Source organism: Sinomonas cellulolyticus, from assembly GCF_014656475.1.
Classification (GTDB): Bacteria; Actinomycetota; Actinomycetes; order Actinomycetales; family Micrococcaceae; genus Sinomonas; species Sinomonas cellulolyticus.
The window spans coordinates 26412-38640 of the sequence record NZ_BNCM01000016.1; the positions used below are offsets into that span (position 1 = coordinate 26412).

General features: G+C 71.7%; 13 protein-coding genes. 10 read left to right on the forward strand and 3 right to left on the reverse strand.

Features of this window, described 5'->3' with window-relative positions; genetic code table 11:
• Window positions 1–6 precede the first annotated feature (6 nt).
• Together IE231_RS16115 and IE231_RS16120 are read left to right on the forward strand one after the other, a co-directional pair.
• Window positions 7–894, forward strand: coding sequence for an HpcH/HpaI aldolase/citrate lyase family protein (locus tag IE231_RS16115; RefSeq protein ID WP_189695017.1), 888 nt, complete (start codon window positions 7–9; stop codon window positions 892–894).
• 54 nt (window positions 895–948) lie between these two features.
• Entirely contained in the window at window positions 949–1125 is a 177-nt protein-coding gene (locus tag IE231_RS16120) for a hypothetical protein (RefSeq protein WP_189695018.1), read from the forward strand.
• A 27-nt stretch (window positions 1126–1152) separates the two neighbouring features.
• Here IE231_RS16120 and IE231_RS16125 read toward each other — a convergent pair whose 3' ends face one another.
• The 3 genes from IE231_RS16125 to IE231_RS16135 form a co-directional block, all read right to left on the reverse strand.
• Window positions 1153–2868 carry a SulP family inorganic anion transporter gene (locus tag IE231_RS16125; RefSeq protein ID WP_189695019.1) on the reverse strand — a complete coding sequence of 572 codons (1716 nt, stop codon included), beginning with the start codon at window positions 2866–2868 and terminating at the stop codon, window positions 1153–1155.
• Complete coding sequence (locus tag IE231_RS16130; RefSeq protein WP_189695020.1) at window positions 2869–3255, reverse strand: ArsR/SmtB family transcription factor; 387 nt, start codon at window positions 3253–3255, stop codon at window positions 2869–2871.
• Between the two features lie 90 nt (window positions 3256–3345).
• Window positions 3346–3855, reverse strand: a complete 510-nt coding sequence (locus IE231_RS16135) for a hypothetical protein (protein ID WP_189695021.1) — start codon at window positions 3853–3855, stop codon at window positions 3346–3348.
• Window positions 3856–3969: 114 nt separating this feature from the next.
• On the opposite strand from IE231_RS16135, the gene IE231_RS16140 reads away from it, so the two are divergent.
• The 8 genes from IE231_RS16140 to IE231_RS16175 all read left to right on the forward strand — a co-directional run bounded on the left by IE231_RS16140 (window position 3970) and on the right by IE231_RS16175 (window position 12131).
• The gene (locus tag IE231_RS16140) at window positions 3970–4431 is read left to right on the forward strand and encodes an FAS1-like dehydratase domain-containing protein (protein WP_189695022.1); all 462 of its coding nucleotides are present in this window, start codon (window positions 3970–3972) and stop codon (window positions 4429–4431) included.
• The gene (locus tag IE231_RS16145; protein ID WP_189695023.1) at window positions 4428–4871 is read left to right on the forward strand and encodes a MaoC family dehydratase; all 444 of its coding nucleotides are present in this window, start codon (window positions 4428–4430) and stop codon (window positions 4869–4871) included. Before IE231_RS16140 ends, IE231_RS16145 begins: the two co-directional genes overlap by 4 nt.
• Before the next feature lie 9 nt (window positions 4872–4880).
• Window positions 4881–6230 (forward strand): MFS transporter, encoded by a 1350-nt coding sequence (locus tag IE231_RS16150; RefSeq protein ID WP_189695024.1) that lies wholly within the window; start codon window positions 4881–4883, stop codon window positions 6228–6230.
• A gap of 9 nt (window positions 6231–6239) precedes the next feature.
• Complete coding sequence (locus IE231_RS16155) at window positions 6240–7304, forward strand: UDP-N-acetylmuramate dehydrogenase (protein ID WP_189695025.1); 1065 nt, start codon at window positions 6240–6242, stop codon at window positions 7302–7304.
• Complete coding sequence (locus IE231_RS16160; RefSeq protein WP_189695026.1) at window positions 7301–7993, forward strand: TetR/AcrR family transcriptional regulator; 693 nt, start codon at window positions 7301–7303, stop codon at window positions 7991–7993. The genes IE231_RS16155 and IE231_RS16160 overlap by 4 nt, the downstream gene beginning before the upstream one ends.
• Window positions 7994–8071: 78 nt before the next feature.
• A complete protein-coding gene (locus tag IE231_RS16165; RefSeq protein WP_189695027.1) occupies window positions 8072–9214 on the forward strand; it encodes a 3-hydroxyacyl-CoA dehydrogenase in 1143 nt (380 codons plus the stop codon).
• Window positions 9215–9255: 41 nt separating this feature from the next.
• On the forward strand, window positions 9256–10437 hold the full coding sequence (locus IE231_RS16170) for an acyl-CoA dehydrogenase family protein (RefSeq protein WP_189695028.1): 1182 nt from the start codon (window positions 9256–9258) through the stop codon (window positions 10435–10437).
• A gap of 20 nt (window positions 10438–10457) precedes the next feature.
• Window positions 10458–12131: an AMP-binding protein gene (locus IE231_RS16175; RefSeq protein WP_189695029.1), complete on the forward strand. Its 1674-nt coding sequence runs from the start codon at window positions 10458–10460 to the stop codon at window positions 12129–12131.
• The last annotated feature ends 98 nt before the right edge of the window (window positions 12132–12229 follow it).

The window sequence follows — 12229 nt, forward strand, 5'->3', positions numbered from 1 at the left end:
TGACCCATGACGTCAACAGCCTCCGCCGATTCGACCCGTCCGGTCACCGCTGCGCGACCTGCGCCGGCCCGGACGATCAGCCCCGAGATCGCCCGTTCGTGGCTTCTGGTCAACGCCATGAAGACGGAGCTGTTCGACGAGTCGTCAGCCTCGCGCGCCGACGCCGTCATCCTCGACATCGAGGATGCCGTGGATCCCTCGCACAAGGACGATGCGCGCGAGAACGTCTCGCGCTGGCTTGCCGACGGCGGCCGTGCCTGGGTCCGCGTCAACGACGCCACGAGCCCGTTCTGGGCCGACGACCTGGCGGGGCTGCGCGGCAATCCGGGACTGCTCGGCGTCGTGCTCGCCAAGACTGAGTCCGCCGACCAGGTGACCGAGAGCTTCCACCGGATGGACGGCAAGACCCCGGTGATCCCGCTCGTCGAGTCGGCCGTAGGCATCGAGGAGGCCAACCACATCGCGAAGGCCCAGGGCGCGTTCCGCCTCGCCTTCGGCTCTGGCGACTTCCGACGCGACACCGGCATGGCCGCGACCCCCGAGGCGATGGCCTACCCGCGGGCCAAGCTCGTCGTCGCCTCGCGCGTGGGCAACCTCCCCGGCCCCATCGACGGACCGACGGTCGGAACCAACCACCCCATCCTGCGCGAGCAGAGTGCGATCACGGTGATGATGGGCATGACCGGCAAGCTGTGCCTCGCGATCGACCAGACGACCGTCATCAACGAGGTCATCTCCCCGACGCCGAGCGACGTTGCGTGGGCCTCGGACTTCATGGAGGACTTCGAAGCGAACGGGCGCGTCATCCGGGACGGCTCCGACCTTCCGCGTCTGGGGCGTGCCGAGAAGATCATGAAGCTCGCCAACGCCTTCGGCGTCCGGCCGGCGCTCTAGGCCGCTGTGCCGAACGACTACTGGGAGGCTTCCTCTCCCCTGTACAGGAAGACCGTGTTCACCGGCATGGCCTTCCTCGGCATCGGGATCGTGCTGAGCATCGTCGGCAACTTCGGCCACATCATGTGGCTCACCTACGCGTCGATCGCCGTCATCGGGATCGGTCTCATGGCCCACCTCGTGGGGCTCGGCATCCGCGTCCGCGACGCGAAGCGCCGCGCCCGCCAGTGACGGCGCCCGTCGAGCAGGGCGCGCCGGTCAGAGGGGCCGGGCGTGCGCCCGCTGCACATGGCTGCGCGCGTGCTCGACGGCGTCTGCGAGGGAGTCGAAGAGATGCCGATGGTGGCGCAGCTCGGCGATGACGCCCACCCGCCGGACGAGTTCGAGATGCTGCTCCTGCACCCCCTTGAGCAGAACCGTGATTCCCCGGGCCTCGAGCGTCCGCACCGCCTCGACGAGCGCCTGCGTCCCCGTCGCGTCGAGATAGCGCAGCTGCGAGAGCCTGAGGATGACCACGTCCACGCCGGCTGAGGACTGGGAGGTCATCTCCTCCACGATGCGCTCGGCTGCACCGAAGAACATGAGCCCGTCGAGGCGGAAGACGGCGATGTGCTCGTCGCCCTCGTGGGCGGGGCCGGGGATCGGCTCGCGCCGGACCCCTCCGAGCTTCGCGAACTGGCGCAGCGTGAGCAGTGCCGCGGCGACGAGGCCGATCTGGATCGCCACAATAAGGTCGAAGGAGACGGTGATGACGGCGGTGAGGACGAAGGCGAGTGCGTCCTGCCTGGTCGAGCCGAGGATGCGCCGGGCCGTCCGCACCGACACCATGCGCGCCGCGGTGACCATGAGCACCCCCGCGAGCGCGGCGAGCGGGATCTCCGCGACGAGCGGCGCGGCGAGGTAGACGACGCCGAGCAGCACGAGCGCGTGCACGACTGCCGCGAGCCGTGAGCGGCCCCCGGAGCGGACGTTGACCGCGGTCCTGGCGATGGCCCCCGTGGCGGGCATTCCGCCGAACAGGCCGGCCGCGACGGAGGCAAGGCCTTGGCCTACAAGCTCCCGGTCCGGGTTGTAGGGACCCGTGGTGCGGCCGTCCGGACCGTTGAGCCCGGACGCGACGCGGGCGGAGAGCAGCGATTCGATGGCGGCGAGCGCGGCGATCGCGAGGGCGGGGCCGCCGAGCGCGGGCAGGTCCGAGAGCCCCAGGGCGGGGAGCGAAGGCGCGGGCAGCGACATGGGCAGTTCGCCGATCCGCTCGACGTCGAGCCCGAGGAGGCCCACGGCGAGGGCTGCGGCGATGATCGCGATGAGGCTCGCCGGGAGTGCGCGGTGGATCTTCGGCACCAGGAGTGTCACCGCCGCAACGAGCGCGACGACGCCGATGCTCGCCGCCGCGCGGGGCCACGGCGCCGAGCCGACCGCCTCAGCCGCGGCCACCGCGGTATTGAGCCCCGCTGGCACGTGAGAGGACACCGCAGCCGGGACCTGCTGCAGGAAGATGATGACGCCGATCCCCAGCGTGAACCCCTCGACGACCGGCCAGGGGATGTAGGCCACAGCCCGACCGAGCCGGGACGCGCCGAGCAGGACGACGATGGCCCCGGCCAGGACGGACAGCAGGGCGACCGCACCGACGCCGTGGCTGGCGACGATGGGGGCGAGGACCACGACCATGGCACCGGTGGGGCCCGAGACCTGCACGTGCGAGCCCCCGAACACCGCTGCGACGAACCCGGCGACGATCGCCGTGACGAGTCCGGCCTCGGCGCCCACTCCGGAGCTGACGCCGAAGGCGAGGGCGAGGGGAAGGGCGACAATTCCCACGGTGACGCCGGCGAGGAGGTCGCCCCGCCAGGTCCGCCCCAGGGAGGCGTAGTCGGAGCGATGGGGGAGGAGGGCTGCGGTGGTGCGGAGGAGGCGGGACGCGGTGGCGCGCGGGGTGAGTCCCCCGCGCGGTGAGCCGACGGCGCCCACTCAGGCCGCGCCGTCGTGCGTCGTGGCGGTGCCGAACCCGGGCAGCGCTGACGCCGCCTCGAGCTGCTGGCGTGCGTCCGCGAGAGTGTCCAGGAGGAAGGTGCGCGCGATCGCGAGGAGCTCGGCGATCTTCGGGTGGGCCAGGGAGTAGGTGACGCTGTTGGCGGTGCGCACACTCGTGACGACGCCGTGGCGTCGCAGCGTCGCGAGGTGCTGCGAGAGGTGGGAGGCCTCGAGCCCCGTGCCCTCAAGGAGGGTGCTCACCGGGCAGGACTGGCCGGGCGAGTCGGCGAGGATCTCGAGGATGCGGACGCGCGCCGGATGCGCGAGGCCCTTGAACAGGTTCGCCTTGATCTCGTAGAGCGGGGCCTCGCGGTCGCTGAACATGGTGCCTCCGGGAACGCGCTGCCGCGCGAATGATGAATTGATGAATTCATCATATCTTCAATCCATGGGGCGGGGAAGGGCTGCACCCCCTCATCTGTGGGGCGCCATGAAGACGACCGTCAGGAGGGTGAAGCCGGCAAGTGCCATCCCGAGGACCACCGCGGCGAAGTAGAGGCCCCGCTCCGCCTCGGGCCAGATTCCCAGCGCCACCGCAGCGAGCGAGGCGATGAGTCCCGCGCCGAGGGGTCCTCCCACGCCGACGTAGACGGCCCGCAGCCTTCGGAGCGACCGGGATGAGAGCCTTGCGAACGACTTCGACTCGGGAGAGGAGATGTCCATCAGCCACAGCGCGATGAGGGCGGCGAGTGCGAACAGGGCGCACGTGAGCCACAGGACGTGTCCCGTGAACCCCAATTGGGAGAGGGCCACCGGGGCGAGGCAGGAGATCAGGATCCAGACCCCCACCCAGGTGACGAAGCGCAGCGACGAGATGATCACGGCATCTCCGGGATCCGTGCTGCGCACACTGATGAGCGCGCCGAACCCCACGAAGATGCCGGCGATCTCCGCAACCGCCAGCAGCAGTCCGGTATCGGGCATCGCGCACCTCCGGTCGCTGGGCCTGTTCCGCACGGTACGCGCAGCCCGCGAGGTCGACCAGACTTGGCGATGCTGGCCGCGAGAAGCATCCGGCCCACCCGATAGGCTTTCACCATGGCCATCAACCCCGACCTCGCCGGTCGCGTCTACCCGCCCGCCGAGGCGTACGACGTGGGCCGGGAGAAGATCCGTGAGTTCGCCCGCGCCGTCAAGGCCGAGCATCCCGCCCACTACGACGTCGAGGCCGCGCGGGCTCTCGGCCACGCGGACCTCGTCGCGCCGCCCACGTTCGCGATCATCGTGGCCCAGCGCGCGGACGCCCAGCTCATCGCTGACCCCGAGTCGGGCATCGACTTCTCCCGCGTGGTGCACGCCGAGCAGCGCTTCACGCACCATCGGCCGATCGTCGCCGGGGACCGCCTGGTTGCCGAGCTCCACGTGGACACCGTCCGCGCAATGGGCGGCGGAGCGATGATCACCACGCGCGCCGAGATCACCGCCGCCGGCGAGGGAAGCGACGGCGGCAAGGTGGCGACGACCGTGTCGTCGATCCTGGTGAGGGGAGAGGGCCAGTGAGCCGGAAGCCGGCATTCGAAAGCCTCGAGAAGGGCGCCGAGATCGGCCGCCGCGAGGTCGCCGTCACGAGGGCCGACCTCGTCAAGTACGCAGGGGCCTCCGGGGACTTCAACCCGATCCACTGGAACAACGACTTCGCCACCGCCGTGGAGCTGCCCGGCGTGATCGCCCACGGCATGTTCACCATGGGCTCTGCCGTCCAGCTCGTGACCGACTGGGCCGGCGACCCCGGTGCCGTGGTGGACTACCAGACGCGCTTCACGAAGCCCGTCCCCGTGGCGGACACGACGGGCACGGACGAGCCCGGAGCCATCCTCGAGGTGGTCGGGACCGTCGGTGCCCTCGACGCCGACGCGCGGACGGCTCGCATCGACCTCACCGTCACGAACGACGGCCAGCGCGTGCTGACCAAGGCGCAGGCCGTCGTCCGGCTGGGCTGAGCGGGCCCGATGGCGCGCGTGCCCGCCGCGGCGCAGGCCGCAGCGGTCCCACAGCAGGTGCGGCGGTGGCACCTCGCCGTCGTCGCCGCTTACGCGGCGAGCGGCCTCGCCTTCTCAAGCTGGGTCTCGCGCGTCCCGGCCCTCAGGACCGACCTGGACCTCACGCCCGGCGGCGTGGGCCTGCTGCTGCTGTGCATGACGCTGGCCTCCTTCGCGTCCGTCTCGGCCTCGGGCCTCATCGTCATCCGGCTCGGATCCGCCCGCACCATCCAGACCGGATCGGTGCTGGTCGGGGCCGGCCTCGTGCTCCTGGGGCTCGGTGCGAGCGTGGCCCGGGCTCCCGTGGTCGCCGCGGCGGGCTTCGCGGTGATCGGGCTTGGGACGGCGAGCTGGAACACCGCCTCGAACGTCGAGGGCGCCGCCGTGGAACGTGCGCTGAAGCGCTTCATCATGCCGAGGCTCCACGGCTCGTTCAGTATCGGCACCGTGGCCGGCGCGGTCCTCGGCGCGTGGGCCGCCGCGGCCTCCGTGCCGCTCGCGTGGCACCTCGGGATCGCCGGGGTCGTGGTGGCCGGCGCGGTGGTCACCGCCGGCACGTTCCTGCGGGCTGACATCGCGCGGCGCGACCGGGAGGCGGGCAGGTCTCTTGGAAGCGCCCAGACGCACGACGGCGAGCGGGGCACCGCCGGCGAGCGGGCGCCGTCGTCCGTGCTCGCCACAGCAGAAGGCGAGCCGGGGACGGTTGGCGCGCGAGGAGCGGTGGCCCCGGGCGGCCGGGCCCAGGTGGCGGCGGCATGGCGCGATCGCCGCACGGTCCTGCTCGGCGTCATGGTGCTGGGACTTGCGCTCGCCGAGGGTGCCGCGGGGGACTGGGTCGCGCTCGCACTCGCAGACGGCTACGGGGTCTCCCAGGCCACGGGCGCGGCCGGGTACAGCGTGTTCGTGTGCGCCATGGCCGCTGGCCGCTTCCTCGGCACCCCCGTGCTCAACCGCCACGGGCGGGTCACCGCCTTGCGGGCGTGCGGGGTCCTCGCGCTCGTGGGGCTCGCGACGTTCGTGCTCGCGCCGGCGCTGTGGCTCGCGTTCGCGGGCCTCGTCGTGTGGGGCCTCGGCGCGTCGCTCGGATTCCCGGTGGGCATGTCCGCAGCCGCGGACGACCCGGTGCATGCGGCCGCCAGGGTCTCGGTCGTCTCGACCATCGGCTACGGCGCGTTCCTCTGCGGGCCGCCGCTGCTGGGCTTCGTCGCCGAGTTCACGGGCGTGCGGTACTCGCTTCTGACCGTGCTGCTGTTCGTCGTGGTCTCGGTGGTGCTGGCCGGGCAGGCGGCGCGCAGGGCGGGCATCCCGGCCACCGCCTAAGCTGGACGGGTGAGCCAGACCCTCCTGTCGTCCCTGACCACCTCCGCCGTGGGCGGCCCCGCAGCCCGGTTCGAGGTGGCGCGCACCGAGGCCGAGATCATCGACGCCGTGCGCACCGCGGACGCCGCGGGCGAACCGCTGCTCATCATCTCCGGCGGGTCGAACCTCATCGTCTCCGACGACGGCTACCCCGGCACGGTCCTGAAGATCGCGTCGGAGGGCCTCGAGGTCAACTCTGCCGACTCGTGCGGTGGCGTCTCGGTCCAGGTCCAGGCCGGCCACCCGTGGGATGCCCTCGTCGAGCACGCGGTCCATCATGCCTGGAGCGGAGTCGAGGCCCTCTCGGGCATCCCGGGCTCGGCGGGTGCCACCCCCGTCCAGAACGTGGGCGCCTACGGGCAGGACGTGTCCCAGACCATCTGGCAGGTCCGCACCTGGGACCGCGAGGCCGGAGCGGTGCGGACGTTCGTGCCGTCCGAGCTGACGTTCGGCTACCGCGACTCGATCCTCAAGCGGACCACGGTGGACGGCTCCCCGCGGTATGTGGTACTCACGGTGGAGTTCCAGCTGGCCCTCGGCCGCATGGGCGCTCCCGTCCGGTATGCGGAGCTGGCCAGGGCGCTCGGTGTCGAGCAGGGCCAGCGTGCCTACGCGACGGACGTGCGCCGCGAGGTGCTGCGCCTGCGCGCGTCCAAGGGCATGGTGCTCGATCCGGCGGACCGGGACACCTATTCGACGGGCTCATTCTTCACCAACCCCGTGCTCACCGAGGCCGAGGCAGCCGCGCTGCCCGAGGGTGCGCCGCGCTACCCGGCGGGGGAGGGGCTCGTGAAGACCTCCGCTGCGTGGCTGATCGACCACGCGGGCTTCCCCAAGGGATACGGCCTCGCCCCGGACAGCGTCTCGGGAGGCCGCGCATCCCTCTCCACCAAGCACACTCTCGCCCTGACCAACCGCGGCGACGCGAGCGCCAAGGACCTCCTGGCCCTGGCCCGCGAGGTGCGGGACGGTGTGCGTGCGCGGTTCGGGATCGAGCTGCACAACGAGCCGCTCCTCATCGGGCTCGAACTGTGACCGACGCTGCCGAGCAGGACGCTGCCCGCCGTCTCGCCGTCGCCGCAACCGCCGTGCGCCTCTACGCCGAGCACGGGTACGAGGCGACGAGCGCCGACCAGATCGCGGCCGCCGCTGGCCTGTCCAGGAGCACCTTCTTCCGCCAGTTCCGCTCGAAGGAGGACGTGGTCTTCGCCGACCACGACACTCTGCTCGAACAGGCGCAGGCCTTCCTCGCCGAGCCCCACGACGACCCGTGGGAGGCCGTGTGCCGGGCCGCCGGCCTCGTCTTCGGGCACTTCGCCTCGCTCGGGGAACTCGCACACCTGCGCTACCAAGTGGTCAACCGCGTTCCGAGCCTGCGCGACAAGGAGCTCGTGACGACCTTCCGCTATGAACGGCTCTTCCAGCGGTACCTGCGGCAGGCGGTGCCCGGGCTGCCTGCCCTGGACGCGGTGCGCTTCGCCTCGACCGTCATCGCCACCCACAACTACTGCCTCCGCGGACTGATGCGCGGGGAGGACGGCTTCGACGCCGCCCGCCTCACGGCGGAGCTCGACGCCGTGCGGCGCCTGTACGGCGTGGGACCGGGTCCCCGTGCGGGCGCGGCCGACCGGCGCGACGACCTCGTCGTGGCGGTCTTCCCGCGCTCCGCGGACCCGGCCGGCGTGGCACAGAAGGTCAGGGAAGCGCTCGAGGGCCGTCCCTGAGGACCCGCCATAGGCTGGGCGCCAGCTGAAACTCCGTTTCACTTGACGTGAGACTCAGTTTCACGCTTACATGGGCATGTGTCCCACACCACGCTTGCCTCCCCGACGCCCGCCGCTCCCGCCACGCCCGCGCCCGTCCGTTCGGTCGGCGTCATCGGAGCCGGCCTCATGGCCAGCCAGCTGGCCATGCTCTTCGCCCAGCAGCTCCGCGTGCCGGTGACCATGAGCGACCTCTCGGCAGAGCGGGTCGAGGCTGCCCTCGCCGGCATCCGGTCCCGCCTCGAGCGGGCCGAGTCCAGGGGCCGTCTGGCGCAGGGGGAGGCGGACGAGATCGCCGCGCTCGTGACCGGCACCACGGACCCGGCGGACTTCGCCGGCTGCGACGCCGTCATCGAGGCCGTCTTCGAGGAGCTCGCCGTCAAGCGCCAGGTCTTCGCGGCGGCCGAGGCCCACATCGCGCCGGACGCGCTCCTGCTGACCAACACCTCCTCGCTCTCGGTCCTGGCCATGGCGGAGGGCCTCGCGCACCCGGAGCGTGTGGTCGGCTTCCACTTCTTCAACCCCGTCGCGGTCCTGCCCCTCCTCGAGCTCGTGCGCACCCCGGTCGCGTCCGACAAGGCCATGTCCCGAGCCATGGAGCTCGCGGCCGCGCTCGGCAAGACGGCGGTCCAGGTCGCCGATGCCCCGGGCTTCGTGGTGAACCGGCTCCTCACGCGGCTCTTCGCTGAGGTCCTGGCCGAGATCGAGGCAACCGCCGAGGCGGGAGGCGACCCGATCGCCGTCGACCGCGCGCTCGGCGCGTGGAACCTGCCGATGACCCCGCTGACCCTCATCGACTACATCGGCACCGCGGTGCAGCAGCACATCTGTGCCACGATGCATGCCGCGTACCCCGACCGGTTCCCCCTCTCGCCGTGGCTCGCTGCCGCCGCGGACGCCGGGGTGAAGCGCCTGCTCGCGGCCGACGGCGGCCTCGCGCCCGACGCGGCAGACCTCCTGACGCGTTCGGTCGCCGCTCTTACGCCGCCCGGTGCCGCCCAGGGTGAGCCCGTAGACCAGCGCCGGGTCCTCGAGCGCGTCCGCGCCGCCCTCGCGGAAGAGGCCGGCATCATGCTCTCCGAGGGGGTCGTGGCATCGGATGAGGACATCGACCGCTGCATGGTGCTCGGCGCCAACTACCCCGCCGGTGGCCTCACCCCCCTCCTCGAACCCCAGTCCTGACTCCCTGACCGATCACCGCTCATCGCCTCCGAAGGATCCCCATGCCTGACTACGACGTCTCCGCCGCCCTCGACACGGACTACTACTCAGTCTTCGCCGACCTCCCCGCCGAGGACCGGGCCCACTGGGAGCGTGCCCGAAGCTTCAGCGACGAGGCCCTGCCCCAGATGAACGAGTACTGGGACCGCGCGGAGTACCCGCTCCACCTGGTCAAGCGGATGGGGGAGCTGAACCTGCTCGCGGACGGCATCGAGGTGCCGGGCCTCGAACCGATGAGCCCCCTCGCGGCAGGCCTGGTGAACATGGAGATCTCCCGCGGCGACGGCTCCCTCGGCACGGTCGTGGCCGTCCAGGGCGGCCTGGCCCTGCGCTCGATCGCCTTCCACGGCTCGGCGGAGCAGAAGGAGCGGTGGCTCGGGCCGCTCGCCCGCGGCGAGGAGCTCGGCTCGTTCGCCCTGACCGAGCCGGACCACGGCTCAGACTCGGTCTCCCTCGAGACGACTGCCCGCCTGGTCGGGGACGAGTGGGTCCTCGACGGCGAGAAGAAGTGGATCGGCAACGGCGCCTCCGGCGGCGTGACGGTGGTGTGGGCCCGCGACGAGGAGGGCAATGTGCGCGGCTTCCTGGTCGAGCAGGACGCCCCCGGCTATGAGGCCGAGGTGATCGAGGGCAAGGGATCCCTCCGCGCCATCCACCAGGCCCGCATCCGCCTCGAGGGCGTCCGGATTCCCCAGGCCAACGTCCTCCCCGGGGCCAAGACGTTCAAGGACACCTCGAAGGTGCTCGTGGCCACCCGCCTCGGCGTCGCGTGGTCGGCGCTCGGCCACGCCACCGCGGCGTACGAGGCGGCCGTGAACTACGCCGGCCAGCGGGTCCAGTTCGGCAAGCCCCTCGCGAAGTTCCAGCTCGTCCAGGACCGCCTCGCCCAGATGCTCGCCGAGCTCACGAGCATGCAGCTGCACTGCGTCCATCTCGCCCGGCTCGACGCCGAGGGCAGGATGCAACCCACCCAGGCGTCCATGGCCAAGTACCACAACACCCGCAAGGCCCGGGCCATCGCGTCAACGGCCCGGGACCTGCTCGGCGGCAACGGCATCCTCCTCGAGAACCACGTGGTGCGGCACATGATGGACATCGAGTCGATCCACACCTACGAGGGCACCGAGAGCGTGCAGGCCCTCCTGATCGGCCGCGACGTGACCGGCATGAGCGCCTTCGCCTGAGGCGAGGAGGAGAGACCCCGATGCAGGCCAACTACTCAGCACTCACCCCGCTGCGGTTCCTCGAGCGCTCGGCCGCCGTCTTCCCCGACCGGACGGCGATCGAGCACGGTTCCCGCAGCTACACCTACGCCGAGTTCGCTGCGGAGGCCCAGCGTCTCGCCAAGGCGCTCAGGGCACGCATCGCCCCCGGTGACCGCGTGGCCTTCCTGGCCCCCAATGTCCCGGAGCTGCTGATCGCGCATTTCGCCGTACCCCTCGCGGGCGGCGTGCTCGTAGCGCTCAACACCCGCCTCGCGGCCCACGAGGTGAAGTACATCCTCGAGCACTCCGAGGCTGCGCTCCTGTTCGCGGACGCGGAGCTGCTCGCCACGGTCGACGGCGTCGCGGAGCTCGGCGGTCCGGCCGCCGAGGTGCCGGTCGTCGTCATTCGCGATGCCGAGGCCGGCGCGGCTACCGGCGCCGCGGCGGCCACCGCGCCGGCGGCCACCGCGCCGGCGACCGGCGCGCCCGGGGATGCGGCCGGCGTCGTGCGCGAGCTGTACGCCGACCTCCTCACGGGCGCCCCCGAGGGGCCTGACCTGCCGTGGAGCGTGGACGACGAGAAGTCGCCCATCACGCTCAACTACACCTCCGGAACCACGGGCAAGCCCAAGGGCGTGCTCTACTCGCACCGCGGCGCCTACCTCAACGCGCTCGGCGAGGCACACCACCAGGGCTTCGACGGGGCGACCCGCTACCTGTGGACGCTGCCGATGTTCCACTGCAACGGCTGGTGCACGCCCTGGGCGGTCACGGCGGCGGCAGGCACCCACGTATGCCTCCGCGCCGTGCGGCCCGGGCCCGTGTGGGCCGCGCTCGACGACGGCGTGACCCACCTCTGCGGAGCCCCCACCGTATGCTCGATCATCGCGGATGCCGACGAGGCGCACGTCCTCGTCTCACCGCTCAGGATCACGACGGCGGGAGCACCGCCGTCGCCCACCATCATCCGCCGCCTCTCCGACCTCGGAGTGCAGGTGGTGCACGTGTACGGACTGACCGAGGTCTACGGGCCCTACACGATCTGCGAGTACCAGACGGCGTGGGACGGGCTCCCCGCCGACGAGCGCGCCGCGAAGCTGTCCCGTCAGGGCGTGGGCATGGTCCAGGCCGAGACCGCCAGGGTCGTGGAGGTCGGGGCGGTCGACGGGCTGAAGGATGTCCCGGCGGACGGCGAGACCCTCGGCGAGATCGTCCTGCGCGGCAACAACGTGATGCTCGGCTACTACAAGGATCCGGAGGCGACCGAGCGGGCGTTCGCCGGCGGCTGGTTCCACACGGGAGACCTCGGCGTTATGCACCCGGACGGGTACATCCAGCTCAAGGACCGGGCCAAGGACATTGTGATCTCCGGCGGCGAGAACATCTCGACGATCGAGGTGGAGCAGGCCATCGTCTCGCACCCCGAGGTCCTCGACGTGGCCGTGATCGGGATGCCGGACGCGCGCTGGGGCGAACGGCCCGTGGCCTTCGTGGTCCGCGCGAGCGCGTCACAGCTCACCGCGGAGACCCTGTCCGGCCATGTCCGCGGCCTGCTGGCCGGGTTCAAGGTCCCGCGCGAGATCCACTTCACCGACGAGCTGCCCAAGACCTCCACGGGCAAGACACTCAAGCACGAGCTGCGCGCCCTTGCGGCAGCGGAAGGAGCCCGATGACCGAGACCCAGAATGCCAGCACAGGTGGCCGCCCCGATGGCCAGGGACATGACCCCTCAACGCAGGCACATGCCCCCACAACGCAGGGACATGACCCC

Bases quoted from the DNA above. Each gene is read 5' to 3' on its own strand.
- IE231_RS16115 (WP_189695017.1), top strand. From the start codon at position 7: ATGACGTCAACAGCCTCCGCCGATTCGACCCGTCCGGTCACCGCTGCG.
- IE231_RS16130 (WP_189695020.1), bottom strand. From the start codon at position 3,255: ATGTTCAGCGACCGCGAGGCCCCGCTCTACGAGATCAAGGCGAACCTG.
- IE231_RS16135 (WP_189695021.1), bottom strand. From the start codon at position 3,855: ATGCCCGATACCGGACTGCTGCTGGCGGTTGCGGAGATCGCCGGCATC.
- IE231_RS16140 (WP_189695022.1), top strand. From the start codon at position 3,970: ATGGCCATCAACCCCGACCTCGCCGGTCGCGTCTACCCGCCCGCCGAG.
- IE231_RS16150 (WP_189695024.1), top strand. From the start codon at position 4,881: ATGGCGCGCGTGCCCGCCGCGGCGCAGGCCGCAGCGGTCCCACAGCAG.
- IE231_RS16170 (WP_189695028.1), top strand. From the start codon at position 9,256: ATGCCTGACTACGACGTCTCCGCCGCCCTCGACACGGACTACTACTCA.
- IE231_RS16175 (WP_189695029.1), top strand. From the start codon at position 10,458: ATGCAGGCCAACTACTCAGCACTCACCCCGCTGCGGTTCCTCGAGCGC.